The 18,384-nt window shown below is 67.6% G+C and carries 18 protein-coding genes; 9 read left to right on the top strand and 9 right to left on the bottom strand.

The features are described 5' to 3' along the window. Positions 1 to 7 precede the first annotated feature (7 nt). On the top strand, positions 8 to 943 hold the full coding sequence (locus ACAM58_RS32170; RefSeq protein WP_369664772.1) for a LysR substrate-binding domain-containing protein: 936 nt from the start codon (positions 8 to 10) through the stop codon (positions 941 to 943). Here the strand turns inward: ACAM58_RS32170 and ACAM58_RS32165 are convergent. Next, positions 912 to 1,892 carry a tripartite tricarboxylate transporter substrate binding protein gene (locus ACAM58_RS32165; protein WP_369665092.1) on the bottom strand — a complete coding sequence of 327 codons (981 nt, stop codon included), beginning with the start codon at positions 1,890 to 1,892 and terminating at the stop codon, positions 912 to 914. The two genes, ACAM58_RS32170 and ACAM58_RS32165, sit on opposite strands and share 32 nt — an antisense overlap. Positions 1,893 to 2,100: 208 nt before the next feature. On the opposite strand from ACAM58_RS32165, the gene ACAM58_RS32160 reads away from it, so the two are divergent. Further along, positions 2,101 to 3,180 carry a hypothetical protein gene (locus tag ACAM58_RS32160; RefSeq protein ID WP_369664771.1) on the top strand — a complete coding sequence of 360 codons (1,080 nt, stop codon included), beginning with the start codon at positions 2,101 to 2,103 and terminating at the stop codon, positions 3,178 to 3,180. A 17-nt stretch (positions 3,181 to 3,197) separates the two neighbouring features. On the opposite strand, the gene ACAM58_RS32155 is transcribed toward ACAM58_RS32160, so the two are convergent. The 6 genes from ACAM58_RS32155 to ACAM58_RS32130 all read right to left on the bottom strand — a co-directional run bounded on the left by ACAM58_RS32155 (position 3,198) and on the right by ACAM58_RS32130 (position 9,468). Further along, a complete protein-coding gene (locus ACAM58_RS32155; protein ID WP_369664770.1) occupies positions 3,198 to 4,133 on the bottom strand; it encodes a CsgG/HfaB family protein in 936 nt (311 codons plus the stop codon). A 139-nt stretch (positions 4,134 to 4,272) separates the two neighbouring features. Continuing rightward, complete coding sequence (locus ACAM58_RS32150; protein ID WP_015866142.1) at positions 4,273 to 5,454, bottom strand: Ig-like domain-containing protein; 1,182 nt, start codon at positions 5,452 to 5,454, stop codon at positions 4,273 to 4,275. Between the two features lie 147 nt (positions 5,455 to 5,601). Continuing rightward, positions 5,602 to 6,048, bottom strand: coding sequence for a hypothetical protein (locus ACAM58_RS32145; protein WP_369664769.1), 447 nt, complete (start codon positions 6,046 to 6,048; stop codon positions 5,602 to 5,604). After that, positions 6,012 to 6,773, bottom strand: a complete 762-nt coding sequence (locus tag ACAM58_RS32140; RefSeq protein ID WP_369664768.1) for an Ig-like domain-containing protein — start codon at positions 6,771 to 6,773, stop codon at positions 6,012 to 6,014. Before ACAM58_RS32140 ends, ACAM58_RS32145 begins: the two co-directional genes overlap by 37 nt. 89 nt (positions 6,774 to 6,862) lie before the next feature. After that, positions 6,863 to 8,683 carry a hybrid sensor histidine kinase/response regulator gene (locus ACAM58_RS32135; RefSeq protein WP_369664767.1) on the bottom strand — a complete coding sequence of 607 codons (1,821 nt, stop codon included), beginning with the start codon at positions 8,681 to 8,683 and terminating at the stop codon, positions 6,863 to 6,865. 71 nt (positions 8,684 to 8,754) lie between these two features. After that, complete coding sequence (locus tag ACAM58_RS32130; protein WP_369664766.1) at positions 8,755 to 9,468, bottom strand: LuxR family transcriptional regulator; 714 nt, start codon at positions 9,466 to 9,468, stop codon at positions 8,755 to 8,757. 239 nt (positions 9,469 to 9,707) lie between these two features. On the opposite strand from ACAM58_RS32130, the gene ACAM58_RS32125 reads away from it, so the two are divergent. Together ACAM58_RS32125 and ACAM58_RS32120 are read left to right on the top strand one after the other, a co-directional pair. Beyond that, positions 9,708 to 10,580, top strand: coding sequence for a sterol desaturase family protein (locus ACAM58_RS32125; protein ID WP_369664765.1), 873 nt, complete (start codon positions 9,708 to 9,710; stop codon positions 10,578 to 10,580). 13 nt (positions 10,581 to 10,593) lie between these two features. Next, on the top strand, positions 10,594 to 12,237 hold the full coding sequence (locus ACAM58_RS32120) for a serine hydrolase (protein WP_369664764.1): 1,644 nt from the start codon (positions 10,594 to 10,596) through the stop codon (positions 12,235 to 12,237). Positions 12,238 to 12,288: 51 nt separating this feature from the next. Here ACAM58_RS32120 and ACAM58_RS32115 read toward each other — a convergent pair whose 3' ends face one another. Beyond that, positions 12,289 to 12,705, bottom strand: coding sequence for a GFA family protein (locus ACAM58_RS32115; protein WP_369664763.1), 417 nt, complete (start codon positions 12,703 to 12,705; stop codon positions 12,289 to 12,291). Between the two features lie 10 nt (positions 12,706 to 12,715). Beyond that, positions 12,716 to 13,042, bottom strand: a complete 327-nt coding sequence (locus ACAM58_RS32110) for a putative quinol monooxygenase (RefSeq protein ID WP_369664762.1) — start codon at positions 13,040 to 13,042, stop codon at positions 12,716 to 12,718. Between the two features lie 103 nt (positions 13,043 to 13,145). On the opposite strand from ACAM58_RS32110, the gene gcvA reads away from it, so the two are divergent. From gcvA to ACAM58_RS32085, 5 genes are all read left to right on the top strand, one after another. Next, on the top strand, positions 13,146 to 14,045 hold the full coding sequence (gene gcvA / locus ACAM58_RS32105) for a transcriptional regulator GcvA (RefSeq protein WP_369664761.1): 900 nt from the start codon (positions 13,146 to 13,148) through the stop codon (positions 14,043 to 14,045). A gap of 64 nt (positions 14,046 to 14,109) precedes the next feature. Beyond that, positions 14,110 to 15,060, top strand: coding sequence for a LysR family transcriptional regulator (locus tag ACAM58_RS32100; protein ID WP_062365212.1), 951 nt, complete (start codon positions 14,110 to 14,112; stop codon positions 15,058 to 15,060). A 157-nt stretch (positions 15,061 to 15,217) separates the two neighbouring features. Further along, on the top strand, positions 15,218 to 15,727 hold the full coding sequence (locus ACAM58_RS32095; RefSeq protein WP_369664760.1) for a hydroxyquinol 1,2-dioxygenase: 510 nt from the start codon (positions 15,218 to 15,220) through the stop codon (positions 15,725 to 15,727). A gap of 19 nt (positions 15,728 to 15,746) precedes the next feature. After that, positions 15,747 to 16,754 carry a hydroxyquinol 1,2-dioxygenase gene (locus tag ACAM58_RS32090; RefSeq protein ID WP_307596767.1) on the top strand — a complete coding sequence of 336 codons (1,008 nt, stop codon included), beginning with the start codon at positions 15,747 to 15,749 and terminating at the stop codon, positions 16,752 to 16,754. A 157-nt stretch (positions 16,755 to 16,911) separates the two neighbouring features. Beyond that, on the top strand, positions 16,912 to 18,375 hold the full coding sequence (locus tag ACAM58_RS32085) for an aldehyde dehydrogenase family protein (RefSeq protein ID WP_369665091.1): 1,464 nt from the start codon (positions 16,912 to 16,914) through the stop codon (positions 18,373 to 18,375). The last annotated feature ends 9 nt before the right edge of the window (positions 18,376 to 18,384 follow it).

The following is an 18,384-nucleotide window of genomic DNA, read 5'->3' as shown; positions in this document are numbered from 1 at the left end:
CAGCTTCATGGATCTCAAGCAGCTGGAGTACTTCGTTCGCGTGGCCGAGCTGGGGAGCTTCACGCGCGCATCGATCGTGATCGACGTGGCGCAGCCCGCGCTCAGCCGGCAGGTGCGCCAGCTCGAAGTGGAGCTGCGGCAGAACCTGCTGACGCGCAACGGCCGCGGCGTCACGCTCACCGATGCGGGCACGCTGCTGCTGGCGCACGCGAGGGGCATCCTGCACCAGATCGAGCGCGCCAAGGAAGACCTCGGCCGCATGCGCGGCGCGCTGGCCGGCCGGGTCACGGTGGGCCTGCCGCCGAGCATCGCCAAGCGCATCGCCGTGCCGCTGACCCGTGCCTTTCGCCAGCAGCTGCCCGATGCGCGCCTTGCCATCACCGAGGCGCTGTCGAGTGCACTGCAGGAATCGGTGACCGCGGGCCGCATCGACCTCGCGCTGCTCTACAACCCCGCGCCCTCGGCCGACATCGACAGCGTGGTCATCCTCGAAGAAGACCTGTACCTCGTCGGACCGGCCACGCAGCCCGGCGGGGAGATCGCGCTGCGCGAGGTGGTGCCGCAGCCGCTCGTGATTCCGACCCAGCCCAACTCCATCCGCATGCTGGTCGAGGCGGAAATGGCCAACATCGGATGCCGCCCGGCCATCGCGATGGAGATCGACGGCGTGGCCGCCATTCTCGACCTGGTCATCGATGGCGTGGGCTTGGCAGTGTTGTCATCGAACGCAGTGCTCACCGCGCCTCGGCCGGAGGCTTTCGGCATCCGGCGGATCGTGGATCCACCGCTGCGCAGCCGGCTGGCGCTGGCCGTCAGTTCGCAGCGACCGGCCACGCTGACCCAGCAGGCCGTTCTGAAGCTGGTGCGCGAGGTGGTGGATCAGACGATGAACGCTTCGCCGGCACCGGCGCTCACTGCTTCGGAATGCCGGCCAGGCGGATGACTTCCGACCAGCGCTGAATCTCGTCCTTCAGGAGGTCCGCCTGCTGCTGCGGCGTGCTCCCCTGCGCCTCGACGCCAAGCTGGCGCAGCCGTTCCTTGACTTCCGGCGTGGCCAGCGCCGCATTGGCTTCCTTGCTGAGCCTCGCGATGACCGCGGGCGGCGTCTTCGCGGGCACGGCAAGCGCGTTCCATGACGAGACCTTGAAACCGGGCGCGCCGCTCTCCGCGACCGTCGGCGTGTCGGGCAGCGCGAACGAGCGCTTCGCGCCCATGACCGCGAGGGCGCGCAGCGACTTGCCGCCGATCTGCCCGAGGATCGGCGCGAGGATCTCGACGCCGGCGTCGACCTGCCCGCCGCGCAGCGCCGTGATCAGCGCGGGCGAGCCGTTGAACGGGATCACCTGCGCGTCGATGCCGGTGCTGCGCTTGAAGAGCTCGGCCGCCAGGTGCTGCGTGCTGCCCACGTTGATGGTGCCGATGTTGACGGTGCCGGGACGCGCCTTCGCATATGCCAGCAGCTCCTGCATCGTCCTGAACCGGGCATCGGCGGCCGTCACCACGGCCATGTCGAAATAGCCCAGCGTCGACACCGGCGCGAAGTCGCGGACCGTGTCGAAAGGCAGGCGCTTGAACAGCCCCGCACTCACGGCATTGCCGTTGGACATCAGCAGCATGGTGAGCCCGTCCGGCGCCGCCTTGGCCACCGCGTCGGAAGCGACCACGCCGCCGGCACCCGGCTTGTTGTCCACGACGATGCTCTGGCCCATGGCCTCCGACATCTTCTGCGCGACGGTGCGCGCCGTGAGATCGGCCACGCCGCCGGGGCCGAAGGGCACGACCAGGCGAATGGGCTTGGTCGACGACGGTTGCTGCTGCTGCGCGTTCGCGCCTGCGCAGAGCAACGAGAGTGCGGCCAGCGCGAGCGCCGAACGCCGGGTGCGAGTGCGCATATCCATTCCTTTGTCTCCGTCTTCTCTTTTGAAGTGCCGGCGGTGCGTGGGGCCGTGTGCCGGCGTGATGGACTATCGCCATTCCGGCGGTGGCCCGCTATCCGGCCCGGCCACTTTGAGATATGTCGCGGCGGCATATCCGGCGCGCGCGCCTTCCTCGCTAAGATGCGCGCGGAACCGCGTCGCCAATGCCACCGAGGACATTTCTTTGACCATCAACCTGCAAACGCTCAAGTGCGGTGAATGCGGCAGCGGCATGCTCCAGCGCTCGGGGCTCAACCAATACGCCTGTGCGCATTGCGGCTCGGTGTCGATCGTCGAGGACAACGTCTCCGACCGGCTGGAGCGCGTGCTCGAGCAGGTCAAGGACGAGGCCGGACGAAGGCTGGCCGCCGAGCAGTCGGCGCGCGGCCGCAGCGCGGCCCGGTCGATGGGCATCGCCATTGCGGCGGTCGCGGTGCTGGTCGCCGGTGTCTTCGGCGTCATGGCCTATGTCGTGGACCGCAGCCAGCCGGAGCGGGCCTCGATGCCGCGCACGATTCCGGGCGAGGGCCTCCGGCTCGAGGCACGCCAGGTGCTGGCGGGCAGCGGCAGTCTGGCGCAGCCCTGGCTGCTGGTGACGGCGCGCAACGAGAGCGGCAGCGCGATCGAGCGGCCGAAGGTCAATGCGATCTTCTACGACCGCGACAGCCGCATCGGCGAACAGAGCGAATCGGTGCCGATCGGTACGCTGATGCCCGGCGAGACAGCGCCGGTGCTGATCAAGCTGCCGAGCGACCAGGCCGTCACGCGCTACGAGCTGCAGGCCGATGCGCTGTCGACGCCCTTCTGGACGACCGAGGGTCCGCCGCTGCAGTTCACGCGCGTGCGCCTGGTGCAGCAGGGGGACGAGGTGTGGCTGTTCGGCCGCCTCGCCAATGCGCGCAAGGACGCCCTGGCGCTGAGCATCGTCGAAGTGCTGGTCACGCTGTACGACGATGCCGGTGCGGTCATCGGCGTCGGGCGGGGCTTCTCGCAGGCCACCGAACTCCGGCCCGGCGAACGCAGCGCTGCGGAAGTGCGTATCGAGCGCCTGGGCAACCGCAAGGTGCCGATCGCGGCATGGGACTACCGCATCGACTACAGCCTGACCGAAGGCGCGCAGCAGGCCAAGAAGCGCGTGCTCGCGAGCAGCAGCCGCGTGATCCGCACGGCCGGCGCGCCCGAGATGCTGCGTGCGTCGCAGCGCCTGAGCAGCGCGGACCTGCTGGCCGACAGCGGCGCCGAGCAGGTCGACAAGGCGCGCTGAGGTCGCCGCGGGCCGGGCTACTTTCTCCTGCGGCCCGATGACGCCGGCGGCGCCGAGGTCTGCGAAGGCGCCGCGCCGCCATCCACGCCGAGCCGGCCGCCGCCGCCCAGGCCCTGGCCGCGCACGGTCTGCGCCTTGTAGCTGCGCAGCGAACGCACCATCTGGTTGAAGGCGTCCATGAAGGCCGCGGCAATCACCTTGCCTTGCGGCGTGCGGGTGTAGTCGCCGATGTTGCCGCCGCCGCGCAGGCCGGTCAGCTCGCCGAGGCCCGCGAAGTCGGTCTTGGAGGCGCTGCCCTCCGATGCCGCGACCTGCACGCCCGAGCGGTTGTCGATGAGCGTCAGCAGCGCCGCGGCTTCCTTGGTCTGGAGGCTGGCACCCAGGCTCGCGATGGCGCGGCCGCGGCCACCGCCGACCAGCCCGCCGATGGTGCCGCCGAGTCCGCCCGCGTCGTTGTTGCTGAACACGATCTCGGGCGACAGGCCGTAGTCGGACGCCACCATCTGGCCGCGGCCGAAGTTGCTGCCGCCGCGCATTTCACCCGACTGCATGAGCGCGCGCTCGCGCGTCATCGCGTTCATGCCGGCCGCGCCGCGCTCGACCACCACGAAGCAATTGGACTGCTGCACCAGAAGGCGCAGCAGGTTGGCCGTGGGCGGCAGGCGGTACTCGCCGGTGAGGATGGTGTACCAGCCGGCATTGACGTTCTCGATCAGCGAGACGGTGCCGAGCGGCGAATCGCAGCGCTCGAGCGCGCTGCTCTCACCGGACGTGGCCGAGCCCGCGGCGCTGCCCGTGGCAACGGTCTTGGCCGACTGGCTGCCCATCTGCATGTCGAGCGCGGGCATGTTCTGGCAGCCGGCAAGCGCCAGCAGCGTTGCCGCTGCTGCCATGGCCATGGCCGGTCTCGAGAGCGCGCGCTGCTGGCGTGGCTTGCCTGTGGACTTCTTCATGCGATCCTCCCCCCAATTGGTTGCGAAAGGGCCGGAATGCGGCCCTGCGCAAATTTAGTGGGAAGGCACGATTGCCCACAGTGTCTAAAGTCACTTCTTGCGCCGCTGCGGGTTGTCCGGCTCGCAGCAGCCGCAGGACTCACTTGATGTCGAAGACGCTGATCTTGGTGGTCTGTACCACTTGATGGATCGTGGGTGCATTCGGGTACTGGCCCACAGCCTCGGTGCGCAGCGCAAACCCCCGATACGGGCCCTCCGCGGCAACCCAGTAGACCAGGTCGAAGGTCTGTGTCATGGGCGTAGGAGTGGTGATAGTGGTCACTCCATGCGAGGTGAACTTGCAGGCCGCGAAGGTTCCCACAGCACTCTGGAGGGTCTCGCGGCCCACGTAGGTGTAGGACTTCGTCGTCGTGTTTTCTTCGACGTGGTCGGCGTATTCGTTCTTGGCGGTGTAGGTGAACTCGTAGGTTTGTCCGGGCTCCATGGCGATCGGCTGCCGACTCGGCGGGCTCATCGTCTGGCGGACGTTGCTGCTGGTCATGCCGTAGAACAGCAGGAAGCCGTCCTGAATGGCGTTGTAGTCCATGTTGGTCCCTGCATGGCTGCCGTCGTCCCCATAGAAATCGTACTTCGTCTCCACGGTCGCCGCGCCATTGAACTCCTTGGGTCCCGTGACGGTCCTCACCGTGCGCCGAGGCGGCGTCGCGCCATCCCCGCTGACGGTGTGTTCGAGATCCATGATCGTTCCCGTCCGGAAGAACCCCTCGTTGAAGCAGGGTGCCGAACTGGTGGCCGATGCCACCGCGACGGTGACCGTGATCGTCGCGGCCGCGGACGTGAGCCCGGTGGCATCGGACACGGTGTAGCTGACCACGGTCGGACTGCCGGTGAAGCCGCTCGCGGGAGTGAAGACCACTGCCCCCTCGTTGCCAGCCTGCCAGCTGCCCTCGTTGGGCACCTGCAGGCTGCGCCCGTCGGCGGACAAGGTGGCGCCGGCCGGCGGCTGCACGAAGCGCACCGAATTGCGGTCGAGATTGCCGTCGGCATCCTGGTCGTTGTCGAGCACGTTGATGGTGACGCTGGCGCCGGCCTGGCCGCTGGCGCTGTCATTGGTTGCCACCGGTGCGGTACCGGTGGGGCTGCTCGTGCCGCCAGCAGGGGTGCCAGCACCAGCACCTGGAGTACCCGCGCCGGGAGTACCCGCACCGACAGGAAGCCCACCTGCAAAGCCGCCGCCACCCGAGCCGCCCCCGCCGCATGCCACCACCACCGCTGCGACGGCCACGGCCACCGCACCCATTGCCCATGGATTCTTCTTCATTCGTTTCTCTCCCTGTTGAGTGTCAAAGGGCCGGGATCCCGGCCCTGTGTCAATCTAGGAGAAGCGAAGAAGACGCCATAGTGCCTAAAGTCACTTGTCGCGCCGATGCCATCGCCCGTGGCCCCGATCGCAGCAGTCCGCAAGATCTCACTTGATGTCGAAAACGCTGACCTTGGTGGGCTGCACCACCTGGCGGATCGTGGGTGCATTCGGGTACTGGGCCACAACCTCCGTGCGCAGTTCAAACCCACGATACGGGCCCTCGGCGGCGACCCAGCTGATCTTGTCGAAGGTCTGCGTCGTGGGCGAGGAGGTGATGGGCGTGTCCACCTGATGGGTGGTGAACTTGCAGGCCGAGAAGGTTCCCGCAGCGCTCTGGAGGGTCTCGCGGCCCACGTAGGTGTAGGACGTGGTCGTCGTACCTTCTTCGACGCGGTCGGCGTATTCGTTCCTGGTCGTGTAGGTGAAATCGAAGGTCTGTCCTGGCTCCATGGCGACCGGTTGCCGACGCGGCGGGCTCATCGTCTGCCGGACGTTGCTCCCGGTCATGCCGTAGCTCACCAGGAAGCCGTCCACGAAGGCGTTGTAGCCCATGTTGGTTCCTGCGTAGCTGCCGTCGTCCCCATAGAATCCGACTTCGTCTCCATGGTCGCCGCGCCATTGAACTCCTTGGGTCCCGTGACGGTGCTCACGACGCGCCGGGGCGGCGTAGCGCCATCTCCGCTGACGGTGAATTCGAAATCCATGGTTGTTCCGGTGTGGAGGAACCCTTCGTTGAAGCAGGCTGCCGAACTGGTGGCCGACGCCACCGTGACGGTGACCGTGATCGTCGCGGCCGCGGATGTGAGCCCGGTGGCATCGGACACGGTGTAGCTGACCACCGTCGGGCTGCCGGTGAAGCCGCTCGCGGGAGTGAACACCACCGCCCCCTCGCTGCCCACCTGCCAGCTGCCCTCGTTGGGCACCTGCAGGCTGCGCCCGTCGCCGGACAAGGTGGCGTCGGCCGGTGGCTGCACGAAGCGCACCGAGTTGCGGTCGAGGTTGCCGTCGGCATCCTGGTCGTTGTCGAGCACGTTGAGGGTGACGCTGGCACCGGCTTGGCCGCTGGCGCTGTCATTGGCTGCTACCGGGGCGGTGCCGGTCGAGTTGCCTGTGCCGCCAGTGGGAGTGCCTGCGCCAGCGCCAGCACCGGGCGTGCCCGTGCCGGCAGGGAGCCCGCCTGCAAAGCCGCCGCCATTCGAGCCGCCCCCGCCGCATGCCGCCACTACCGCCGCGACAGCCACGGCCACAGCGCCCATTGCCCATGGATTCTTCTTCATTCGTTTCTCTCCCTGTTGAGTGTCAAAGGGCCGCGATCCGGCCGCTTGTCAATTTAGGAGAAGCGAGGAAGACGCCATAGTGCCTAAAGTCACTTGTCGCGCCGATGCGCGCGCCGGTGGCCTGCAGGTGCGAGCTCGGCCATGGCTTGCAGGAGCGTTGCGGCGCTCACGGGCTTGAACAGCACCGGCACGCCCGACGCGCGTACGCGCTGCAGCCGCTCGGGCGCCGTCTCGCCGGTGATCAGAAGCAGCGGTGCATGGAGCTGAAAGCGTTCGCGCAGGCGCTGCCCGACATCGAGTCCGTCCACGCCGTCGGCCAACCGGTAGTCGCACAGCAGCAGTGCGAAGGGCCTGGCTTGCGCATCGGGATGCGCCAATGCTTCGACCGCGGCGGCCTCGTTGGCCACGGCCACCACATCGAGCGAATAGCCTTGCAGCAGTGCCGTCATGGCTTCGCGGATCTCGGACTCGTCGTCGATCAGCAGGACCGGTCCACGCAGATCCGGCATCATGAAGCGATGCCGCACGGGCGACTCGAGATCCTGAAGCAGAAGATCCGCGGGCGAATCCAGCGATGCCTTGGCCGCCGGAACCACCAGGCGAAAGCAGGTGCCGCGGCCCGGGCGCGAGCGCACCTGCACCGGATGCGCGAGCAGACGCGACAAGCGCTGCACGATCGACAGCCCGATGCCCAGGCCGCGCGAGCGGTCGCGTCCCGGATTGCCGATCTGGTAGAACTCCTCGAAGATGCGTTCCAGCTGCGCGGGCGCAATGCCGATGCCGGTGTCGCGCACTTCGATCCGCACAAGATCGCCGCGCGCGAGTGCCGTCACGGTCACGCCGCCGTGCAGCGTGTACTTCAATGCGTTGTCGACCAGGTTGGAGAGCATGCGGTACAGGAGCTGCGGGTCGCTCTGTACCCACAGTCCGCTGGCGCGAATGCGCAGCTGCAGGTTCTTCTGGTCGGCCTGTGCCGAGAAGGTGTGGTTGAGCGGGCGGAACAGCGCATCGAGTTCCAGGGCGCATGGATCGGGAACCACCACCCCCGCGTCGAGGCGGGAGATGTCGAGCATGGTGTTGAGCGAGGCACCCAGCGTGTCGACCGCGCGCATCAGGCGCTCGGCATTCTTCACTTCGGGCCGGCCCTCCAGCGCGTTCTCCAGCGCGGCGCCGAACAATGCGATGGCATGCATCGGCTGGCGCAGGTCGTGGCTGGCGGTAGCCAGGAAGCGGGTCTTCTCGGCGCTGGCGCGTTCGGTGGCTGCAATCTGCTCGCTCAGGCGCGCGGCCAGGGCCTCGTTCTCGAAGCGCAGGAGCAGCGATTCGGTCAGCCGCCGGTTCTCCTGCAAGCCGGCGCGGAAGGTGAGCACCAGGTTGACGGTTCCGAAGGCGGCAAGGAACCAGTTCAGCGCGTTGCCGTGCCAGACCAGCGCGGCAATGAGGCCGGTCATCATGGGAATGCCGTATCCGAACATGGCCGGCTTCAGCGGCCATCGCGCCTGCACCGCGCGTGTCCAGCTGCCGATGATGACCACCGTGAACACGGTGGTCATGACCAGGTCCGTCGTCGACACAAGGAACAGGGGCGCCGGCGCCGTGGCGACGCTGACCATCGTGACCAGGCGCGCGTACTTGCGCGCCCAGTAGGGGCTGTCGGCCATCGGCGTGGCAGGGGTCCAGCGCGGTGCGAGCAAGGCGTACAGGTCCACGGCCGCAAGGACGAGCAGCCAGCACAGCAGCAAAGGATGGTCGAGGCGCGAGTAGCTGAAGATGGCCAGCGCGATGGCAAAGCCGAAATGGGCCAGGATCGCCGTGCTGTGGCCGGCGTAGACCGACGCCACGTGCTCGCGCAATATGCGCAGGCCCAGCGCGGCGTCGACGGCCAGATGCTTCGACACGAGGTCGCTCATCGAATTGCCTCCCTGCAGGGTGGTCCCCGCGTATGTATGTATGTATGTATTTCGCTCCGTACAGGCGGAGCTCAGCGAAAGCTGCTGATCAGCTGCGCACGGGAGCGCACGCCGAACAGCAGGAGGATGGTCGACACGTAGTTCTTGACGGTGCCTTCGCCAAGGCTCGCGGCCTCCGCAATCTCCTTGTTGGTCTTTCCTTCCAATATCCACTGGAGCACCTGCGCCTGCCGCGGGGCGAGCGCCTGCCAGGCTTGGTCACGAGACGACTTGATGGGGCGAACCGAGGGGCTCGCCGGACGGGGCGAGCCGTCGATGGCGTTGCTTCCGAGCAGCCCGCAGGCGCGGATGAAGCTCACCACCTCCTTGAGGTTGGCAGATTTGGGGAGGAAGGCGCTGGCGCCCAGCCCCAGCGCTCCCTGCGCGATCGTGCTCTGGGCAAGCGAGGTGGTGCCGGACCCGGAGAGCGCCACGATGCGCGCGGCCGGATAGCGGGCGCGAAATTCCATCAGGCCACTGAGGCCCTGGGTGTCGGGCAAGGCCAGGTCCAGCAGCACCAGGTCCACGGCATCGCGGACTCTTTCGTACAGGGCCAGGGCGTCGGCGAGATTGCCGGCCTCGAAGACCTCGAGGGTTTCGCCCGAGGGCGAGGACTGTGCTTCCAGCAGCGCGCGCACACCCAGGCGCACCAGGTCGTGATCGTCCACCACCAGGATGGCCCGCGGCGGCCGACCATCGGCAGGAGCGCCGTGTCTGGGCGGGCGGTTCGTTTCGTCGGTACTCACGCCACCGAATCTAGCGATTCCGGGCGCCGGGGTAAGTGAAGAAAGTCACGTTGTTCGTTCGTGCACCTGTTCAATGCTGCAAAACCGCCGGGCTTCGGCACCCCCGAGGCATTGCGTGTTGATTCGTTGACGCTGCTTGACCGCATTTACTTGTTTCCGGGTATTTCCGTACCGCAGGGCGCTGACTAAGCTCGCCCCTGATCCATGTGCGCTGCACCCGGCGCGATCGGACGGTAGAAATGAACGACCTCCCCAACATCATGTTCGCCGCCTTCCCGGCCTTTGCGCTGCTGATGGTGGTCGAGCTTGTGTACTCCCTCAAGGTGCGCGGCGAGCTCTACGACACCCGCGACACCGCCGCCAACGTGCTGCTGGCGATGGGCAACCTGGCCATCGCGCTGGCCAGCGCGGGCCTGATGCTGGTGTTCCTGAGCTGGCTCTATGCGCACCGCTTCTTCACGATGCCGCCCGCGGCGTGGTGGGCCTGGGTGCTGTGCTTTCTGGCGGACGACTTCAGCTACTACTGGTTCCACCGCTTCAGCCACGAGGTGCGCTGGTTCTGGGCTTCGCATTCGGTGCATCACTCTTCCGAGAAATACAACTTCTCGGTGGCCCTGCGCCAGACCTGGACCGGCACGATCAGCGGCTCTTTCTTGTTCTGGGCCTGGATGCCGCTCCTGGGCTTTCATCCCAAGATGATCCTGTTCATGCAGTCGGCGAGCCTGATCTATCAGTTCTGGATCCACACGCAGGCGATCCGGAAGATGCCCGCCGGCGTCGAGGCCGTGTTCAACACGCCGTCGCACCACCGGGTGCATCACGGCAGCGACTTCGACTACCTCGACAAGAACTACGCCGGCACCTTGATGATCTGGGACCGCCTGTTCGGCTCGTTTGCGCTGGAAAACTTCACGCCGCGGTTCGGCCTGACGAAGAACATCGAGACCTTCAACCCGCTGCGGATCGCCTTCCATGAGTGGGCCGGCATTGCCAGGGACCTGCGCAAGGCCCGCAGCCTGTCCGAGGTTGCCGGCTATCTGCTGCAGCCGCCGGGCTGGAGCCCCGACGGCAGTTCCCAGACCACGCGCCAGGCGCGCAGGGCGATGGAGTGACTGGGGAACGTCGATGACTGCAAGACATGCGGCCCGCAAGGGATGGATGACCGCGGCGCTGGGGGCCGCCCTGGCACTGGGCGGCTGCGCCGGCGGCAGCGATGGCCCGGCGGTGTTCGTGCCGGTGGCCGCCAGCACCGTGCCGGCTGCGGCTGCGTCGCCTTCGGAAACCTACGCAGTGGCCATACCACCGGCGCAGATCGATGCTGCCGTGGCCAGGCTCGACCAGCTGGCGGCCGACATCATGCGCCGCTCCAGTATTCCGGGCATGGCCGTGGCCGTGGTGAAGGACGGCCGGACGGTATATGCCAGGGGCTTCGGGGTGCGAACGGTGGGCGCGCCCGAACCGGTCGATGCGGACACCGTGTTCCAGCTCGCATCGCTGTCGAAGTCCGTCGGCGCGACCGTGGTGGCGGGGCTCGTGGGCAGGCAGGTGCTGTCCTGGGACACGCCCGTCGCCGCGCACTTGCCCGGCTTCAGGCTGTCGGACGACTGGATCACGCAGCAGGTGACGGTGGGCGATTTCTTCGCGCATCGCTCGGGGCTCTCGGCGCACGTCGGCGACCAGCTCGAAGACCTGGGCTACGGACGCCAGGACATGCTGGAGCGCCTGCGCTACGTGCCGCTCGATGGCTTCAGAACGCGATACGCCTACACCAACTTCGGCCTCACGGCCGGGGCCGAAGCGGCAGCCAGGGCGGCCGGGCTCGACTGGGCGACGCTGTCCGAGCGCACGCTCTACCAGCCGCTGGGCATGGCGTCGACGAGCTCCCGCTTCGCCGATTTCATGCAGCGCGGCAACCGCGCCTCGCCCCATGTGAAGACCGAGGCCGGCTACCAGGCGCAGTACCAGCGGGACCCCGATGCGCAGTCGCCGGCCGGCGGCGTGAGCGCGAGCGCCAACGACATGGCGCGATGGATGTCGATGGTCCTGCAGAAGGGCAGCTTCCAGGGCCGCCCGGTGGTCGAGGCCGAGGCCCTGCTGCGCGCGACCAGCGCACAGATCGTCTCGTCGCCGCCGCGCAACCCGAACGAGCGCGCGGGCTTCTACGGCTATGGCTTCAATGTCGGGACCTCGCCGTCGGGGCGGGTCAGGCTCTCGCATTCGGGCGCCTTCCTGCTGGGGGCGGGCACGGCCTTCTCGATGATTCCATCGGCGGGTGTCGGCATCGTCACGCTCACCAACGCGGCGCCAGTGGGCGCTGCCGAGGCCATGAATGCCGCCTTCGACGACCTGGTCGAGTTCGGCGCGCTCACGCGGGATTGGTACGAGGCCTATGCACCGCTGATGCAGGGCCTGTACGCGCCCGAGGGCACGCTGGCCGGCCAGCCGCCGCCGGCGCAACCCGTCGCGCCGCTCGGCAGCAATGCCTACACCGGCATCTACGCCAACAGCTACTACGGCAATGCCGTGGTGGAAACCGCCGGCAGCGGCCTGGTCCTGAAGATGGGGCCGGGCGGCGCCAGGCGCTTTGCGCTGCGCCACTGGAGCGGCAACACCTTCGTCATCGACCTGTCGGGCGAGAGTGCCACGCCGGGGTCCATCTCGAGGATCGATTTCAGGCCCGGCGTCTCGGGCCTGTCGGACAGCGTGCAGATGGAGTTCTACGCCGAGGACACGACGCACGGCGTGTTCACGAGGATGCCTGTCCAGTGATGAGCCGGTGCGGCACCGGCGGCTCGAACGCGCGGATCGGCGCATCGCGCCCTACCACCCGATCACCTCATCGCAGCCCCCAAAGGCCGCCGGCATGTCCTTGAAGTGGGGCAGCCCGTCCTTCACTGGCGCCACGGCCCGCTGGCAGTGGATGTGAAAGGCCGGCTTGAAGAGTTCGGGCGGCAGGAGGAAGCCGCTCACACCCCGCACACCCATCCCCGGCGGCTCGCCGAACAACAGCGTGCCGCAATGGGCGCAGCGGGTGCGCGGCGTGGTCCTGTAGGTCCAGGTGGCTGTGTCGTCTCCCGACACGGTCGCGCCGCCCGCCGGGAACAGCGCCAACGGCGCGTACGCGCCACCGGTCACGGCGCGGCAGTCCTCGCAGTGGCAGTGGAACTGCGCCACCGGCGCCTCGCTCAGGTGGAGCCGCGCCTTGCCGCAGCGGCAGTCGACGGTGGTGGGTTGCATGGCTGTCTCCTCAGGTTGCCAGGGTTTCGTGCCAGAAGCCGAAATCGGCCTGGCCTTCCAGGAAGGTCTGCGCCGTCTGCATGAAGGCTTGCATGTGCGGCTGCTGCATGTGCGGGCCGGTGAAGGCCGCTTCGCTGGCCCACTGCTCCACGATCAGCCAGCGGTTCGGGGCCTTGGCGTCCTCATGCACGCGGATGCCGAGGCAGGCCGGCTCGAGCGCCATCACCTGCCGGATCACTGCCCGCAGCTCCCGCCGGGCCAGCTCCAGCTTGTCGGGCTGGATGGTGCAGGTGATCACGACGGTGACGGGTTGGGTGCCGGTTTGGCTGCTGTGCATGCGCATTCCTTGATATCTGCTCACGAATGGAGGACATTCTGTGCCGCGCCAACCAATGGCGGCAAACGATGATTTGTCAATTACTTGTGAGCCAAACTCAACCATGCCGGACACACCCGCGAAGCTCCCGCCGCTGACGGCCTTGCCCTGCTTCGACGCTGCGGCCCGGCACCTGAGCTTCACCAAGGCCGCCGAAGAGCTGCATCTCACGCCGGGCGCCATCAGCCGCGCCGTGAAGCACCTCGAGCAGCAACTCGACGTGCAGCTCTTCGAGCGCGGCACGCGCTCCGTGCGCCTCACCGAAGTGGGCGAGCCCTACGCCAAGGCCGTGCGCGATGTGCTGGACCAGCTCGCTGCGGCAACCGCCGCCGCCACGGCCCGCCTGTCCGGCAGCACGCTCAACGTCAGCACCTCGGACGGTTTCGCCGGCCGCTGGCTGGTGCCTCGCCTGTACCGCTTTCGCCAGGCTCACGGCAACATCGACGTGCGCGTTTCCACCACCGGCCGCCTCGCCAGCTTTCACGGTGACGGCATCGACGTCGCCATCCGCTATGGCGCCGGCAACTACCCCGGCCTCACGGCCGAGTGGCTGGCCGACGAAGAGGTCTTCCCCGTGTGCAGCCCCCGGCTGCTGAAAGGCCCGCATGCCCTGCGCAAGCCCGCCGACCTGCGCCACCACACCCTCATCCGCGACGGCTATCCCATCGCTTGGGCGGACTGGCTCGAGCGCGCCGGCGTCAAAGGCATCGATGCCCGAAGCGGCCTCGCCTTCGACTCCTACACCTTCGCCGTGCAGGCGGCGGTGCAAGGCGAAGGCGTGGTCCTGGGGCGCACCATGCTTGTCGCCGACGACCTGGCCGCCGGCCGCCTGGTGCGGCCGTTCAAGCAGGCGCTGAAGGCCTTTTCAAGCTTCTATCTTGTCTATCCGCCGGAGGCCATGCGGCAGCGGAAGGTGAAGGCGTTCAAGGAGTGGCTGTTGGAGGAGATGCGCAACAGCATCTAGCGGTGCTGGCCTCGCAGATCCGCCCGAAGGCGCTCCGCCGCAGAAGCGCTACATTGCATGCGCCATGGACCGCCTCGAAAACATTGAGACCTTCGTACGGGTCGCGCAGACCCAGAGCTTCGCCGAGGCCGCGCGCCAGCTGCGGGTCTCCAAGTCGGTCGTGACCAGCCGCGTGAAGCAGCTGGAAGACCATGTCGGCGCGCCGCTGTTCCACCGCAGCACGCGCGTGGTGCGGCTCAGCGATGTCGGGCAGGCCTTCCTGCGCGACTGCGTCGAGCTGGTCGGCCGGGCCAACGACATCATGGACCAGATGCGCGATGCCAAGGACGGCCCCACCGGCACCTTGCGCGTGCATGCGCTCACCGGTTTCGTGCTCGGGCATTTCGCGACGCTGCTGCGGGCCTTCCAGTCGAGCTTTCCCGACATCCACCTCGAACTCATCGTGAGCGATGCGGTGGTCGATCCGGTGAAGGCAGGGGTGGACTGCGCGCTTCAGATCTTTCCGGCGGCATCGACCGAGCTGGTGTCGCGCTCGCTGTTCCCGGTGCGCCGGGTGTTCTGCGCCACGCCCGAGTACCTGCGCGCGCACGGCAGGCCCGCGAGCCCGCGCGAGCTGCACAAGCACACGCTCGGCCTGTACTCGGGCTATCCGACGCGCGACCGCTGGACCTTCCACCACGGCGGCGAGCAGGTGACGATGTACATGAGCGCCGCACTGCTCACCAACAGCGTCCACCTGCTGCGCGAATACGCCATGGAGCATGCCGGCATCGTCTGCCTGCCGACGCTGGTGGCGGGCGAGGCGATCCTGCGCGGCGAGCTGGAGGTGGTGCTGCCGGCGCACCAGCTCTCGTCGTTCTCGCTGAGCGCGGTGTATGCGGGCACCTCGCGCAATGCGTTCAAGCTGCGGCTCTTCATCGAGCACCTGACCCATGCCTTCTCCAAGGTGCCGCCGTGGGACGCGGCCATGATCGAACGGGGCCTGCTGCCGCCCGGCCTGATCTGGGACGCCTGAGGCGGGCGCGGCCCGTTCCGGGGGTAAACCCTGCGCATTGAACGGATTCGCCGAACAATGCGGACCGCGTTTCGGGCCTACCGCCCGTGCCCCGCGTTTCCTACAGTGCATACATCGCAGCGCCAGGCTGCATCGTCCAGCACTTCAGGAGACATCCATGACCGTTGCCTACCAGACCCGCTTCGGGTCGCTCAAGCACTTCGAGAAGGGGCACGTCGAGCCGATCGACGACGACGTGCGCCACTACGCGTTCTCCAACTGCTTCGAGATCGCCAGCATCAGCCGGCCGTACGAGAAGGTCGTGTTCGGCCAGAACCAGATCTACGTGCTGGAAACGCTGCGCGCCGAAGGCACCTCGCCCTGGTACACCAGCGCGCACGACGAATTCGCGCTGGTGATGGACGGCGAGGTCGAAGTGCACCTCGTGCAGCTCGATGCCGCCCAGGCCGTGGCCGACAAGGAGAAGAACGGCGCGGTGCTCGTGCAGGGCGAGCCCAGGGGCAGGAAGATGGGCTGGATGAAGCTCTCGCGCGGCCACCAGGGCCTGCTGCCGAAGAACACGGCCTACCAGTTCCGCGCAGCCGGCGACCCGGGCGTGATCGTGCTGCAGACCTGCAAGGGCGACCTCTCGGTAGAGAAGTGGGCCGACATCTGCCAGACGCAATGAACGCATCCAGGAGCACACCATGAACGCACCCGCAGAACTCGCCAAGGTCATTGCGTCGCAGCCCGACGCCACGCTCGGCTACAAGGATTTTTCGCTCGGCAGCTTCGGCTTTCGCCGCGACGAGTATTTCGTCCACATCACCTGGAAGACCCGCGACGGCCGTCCCATGAGCCACACCATGGACGCCGGCAGCTACCTGCGCGCGCTGATGCGCGACGTGGCCTGGGGCTTCTTCTACGGCTGGGTCAACTTCGACGACGTGTTCGGCACCATCAACCACTACGACTCGGTTGACCTGTACGCCGGCAGCTTCAACGGCACCATGAAAGACGCGGGCATCGACCTGCTCGAGAACTTTCCCACGGCGCAGATCCGCGCCACCTTCGAGGCCATGCTCGACGACTGGACCAACGAGAGCTTCGACCCGTTTGCCGCGCCGCAGGAAACCGGCTCGCCCTATGGCCGCAAGAGCGGCAACAACACCGCCAAGATCACCCGGGCGCGCGAGCTGGCCAAGCGCTGCGTGGGCCTGAAGGGCGACCTCGACCTGCGCAGCGATGCGCGCGGCGCGCCGGTCAACCGCGCCTTTGCCGACGTGCCGCAGGCCCAGCCCGAGCTGCACCCCGAGCCCGGCTTCGAGAACGAGGTGCACGCCTTCAACCTGTTCGGCTTCCTGAGCCGTTCGCAGGTTACCTGGAACCCGAGCTTCACCTCGGTGGTGAAGCACAGCTACATGTGCCCGACGACCGAGGAGCACATCCTGCCGATCATCCACGGCAACGACCGCGTCGAGTGGTTCTTCCAGATGACCGACGAGATCCACTGGGATTGCGGCGACAAGAACACCGGCCGTCCCATGGCCCGCGTGATCATGAAGGCCGGCGACATGGCCGCCATGCCCGCCTACTGCCGCCACCAGGGCTTCAGCCCCAAGCGCTCGATGCTGCTGGTGTGGGAGAACGGCTCGCCGAGCCTGGTGTACGAGATCCAGAAGGGCGAGTCGCCCGAGATTCCGGTCGAGTTCTGAATGGCCCCCTCTCCCGCGAGCGGGAGAGGGCTGGGGTGAGGGTGGCGTCCGTGCCGCCGCCGCCCCCTCACCCCCACCCTCTCCCCAAGGGGCGAGGGAGAAATGCAAAGACATGAAGCCCAATGACATTGCCGCTGCGGCAGGCCTGCGTACGCCCATCCGCCACCAGCTCTTCATCGACGGCCGCTTCGTCGACGCCGAATCCGGCGAGACCCTGGCCACGCTCAACCCGCACGACAACACGCCCATCGCCCATGTCGCGCTGGCCGGCAAGGCCGACGTCGACAAGGCCGTGGCCGCCGCCAGGCGTGCGTTCCCGAAGTGGAGCCGCATGGCCGCCGCCGACCGCGGCCGCATCCTGCTGAAGCTTGCGGACCTGATCGAGGCCCACGGCGAAGAACTCGCGCGGCTCGAGTCGCTCGACACCGGCCATCCGATCCGCGATTCGCGCCGGCTCGACGTGCCGCGCACCGCTGCATGCTTTCGCTACTTCGGCGGCATGGCCGACAAGTTCCAGGGCGAGACCATTCCGGTGGAAGAGGGCTTTCTCAACTACACGCTGCGCGAGCCGGTCGGCATCGTCGGGCAGGTGGTGCCGTGGAACTTCCCGCTCATGTTCACGAGCTGGAAGATGGCGCCCGCGCTCGCGGCCGGCAACTGCATCGTGATGAAGCCGGCCGAAATCACGCCGCTCAGCTCGCTGCGCATCGCCGAGCTGATGGCCGAGGCGGGCGTTCCGCCCGGCGTGGTCAACATGCTGCCGGGCCTTGGCAGCGTGGCGGGCCAGTACATCGCCGAGCATCCGGAGATCGCCAAGATTGCCTTCACCGGCAGCACTGCTACCGGCCGGCGCATCGTGCAGGCCAGCGCGGGCAACCTCAAGAAGGTGCAGCTCGAGCTCGGCGGCAAGGGACCCAACATCGTGTTCGAGGATGCGAACCTGCAGGCCGCCGTGAACGGCAGCGCCTGGGCCATCTTCCACAACCAGGGGCAGGCCTGCATCGCGGGCTCGCGGCTGATGCTGCACGAGAAGATCGCCGATGCGTTTCTCGAACAGTTCATCCCGCTTGCGCAGTCGATCCGCCTGGGCAACCCGCTCGACGAGGCCACCGAGATGGGCCCGCTCACCAGTGCCCAGCACCGCGACCGCGTGCTGAGTTACGTCGAAGTCGCGCAAGGCCAGGGCGGCGAGGTGCTGGCTGGCGGCACCTCGCCCGGCGGCGATCTTGCACAGGGCTGCTACGTCGCGCCGACCGTGGTGCGTGCGAAGTCCTACCAGGACCGCGTCGCACAGGAAGAAGTGTTCGGCCCCTTCGTCACAGTGCTCACCTTCAAGAGCGACGAGGAGGCGATGCAGATCGCCAACGGCACCGACTACGGCCTGGGCAGCGGCCTGTGGACGCGCGACCTGCAGCGCGCCCACAAGGTGGCGCGCGACCTGCATGCCGGCATGGTCTGGATCAACAGCTACAAGCGCGTGAACCCCGGCTCGCCCTTCGGCGGCGTGGGCCAGAGCGGCTACGGCCGAGAGATGGGCTTCGACGCCATGCGCGAGTACACGCAGGTCAAGAGCGTGTGGGTCAACGTCGACGCGCAGATTCCGCCGCACTTCGTGCGCTGAGTTTTCTTC

The organism is Variovorax sp. V116 (assembly GCF_041154435.1).
In the GTDB taxonomy this organism is placed as follows: domain Bacteria; phylum Pseudomonadota; class Gammaproteobacteria; order Burkholderiales; family Burkholderiaceae_C; genus Variovorax; species Variovorax paradoxus.
This window is presented reverse-complemented; position numbering and strand designations above follow the sequence as displayed.

What these genes read in the sequence shown, in the direction of transcription:
- ACAM58_RS32115 (WP_369664763.1), bottom strand. Translation starts at nt 12,705, where the DNA reads ATGCAACCCACCACCGTCGACTGCCGCTGCGGCAAGGCGCGGCTCCAC.
- ACAM58_RS32155 (WP_369664770.1), bottom strand. Translation starts at nt 4,133, where the DNA reads ATGAAGAAGTCCACAGGCAAGCCACGCCAGCAGCGCGCGCTCTCGAGA.
- ACAM58_RS32095 (WP_369664760.1), top strand. Translation starts at nt 15,218, where the DNA reads ATGACCGTTGCCTACCAGACCCGCTTCGGGTCGCTCAAGCACTTCGAG.
- ACAM58_RS32125 (WP_369664765.1), top strand. Translation starts at nt 9,708, where the DNA reads ATGAACGACCTCCCCAACATCATGTTCGCCGCCTTCCCGGCCTTTGCG.
- ACAM58_RS32145 (WP_369664769.1), bottom strand. Translation starts at nt 6,048, where the DNA reads ATGGGCTACAACGCCTTCGTGGACGGCTTCCTGGTGAGCTACGGCATG.
- ACAM58_RS32150 (WP_015866142.1), bottom strand. Translation starts at nt 5,454, where the DNA reads ATGAAGAAGAATCCATGGGCAATGGGTGCGGTGGCCGTGGCCGTCGCA.
- ACAM58_RS32100 (WP_062365212.1), top strand. Translation starts at nt 14,110, where the DNA reads ATGGACCGCCTCGAAAACATTGAGACCTTCGTACGGGTCGCGCAGACC.
- ACAM58_RS32170 (WP_369664772.1), top strand. Translation starts at nt 8, where the DNA reads ATGGATCTCAAGCAGCTGGAGTACTTCGTTCGCGTGGCCGAGCTGGGG.
- ACAM58_RS32165 (WP_369665092.1), bottom strand. Translation starts at nt 1,892, where the DNA reads ATGCGCACTCGCACCCGGCGTTCGGCGCTCGCGCTGGCCGCACTCTCG.
- ACAM58_RS32140 (WP_369664768.1), bottom strand. Translation starts at nt 6,773, where the DNA reads ATGAAGAAGAATCCATGGGCAATGGGCGCTGTGGCCGTGGCTGTCGCG.
- ACAM58_RS32120 (WP_369664764.1), top strand. Translation starts at nt 10,594, where the DNA reads ATGACTGCAAGACATGCGGCCCGCAAGGGATGGATGACCGCGGCGCTG.
- ACAM58_RS32090 (WP_307596767.1), top strand. Translation starts at nt 15,747, where the DNA reads ATGAACGCACCCGCAGAACTCGCCAAGGTCATTGCGTCGCAGCCCGAC.
- ACAM58_RS32135 (WP_369664767.1), bottom strand. Translation starts at nt 8,683, where the DNA reads ATGAGCGACCTCGTGTCGAAGCATCTGGCCGTCGACGCCGCGCTGGGC.
- gcvA (WP_369664761.1), top strand. Translation starts at nt 13,146, where the DNA reads ATGCCGGACACACCCGCGAAGCTCCCGCCGCTGACGGCCTTGCCCTGC.
- ACAM58_RS32110 (WP_369664762.1), bottom strand. Translation starts at nt 13,042, where the DNA reads ATGCACAGCAGCCAAACCGGCACCCAACCCGTCACCGTCGTGATCACC.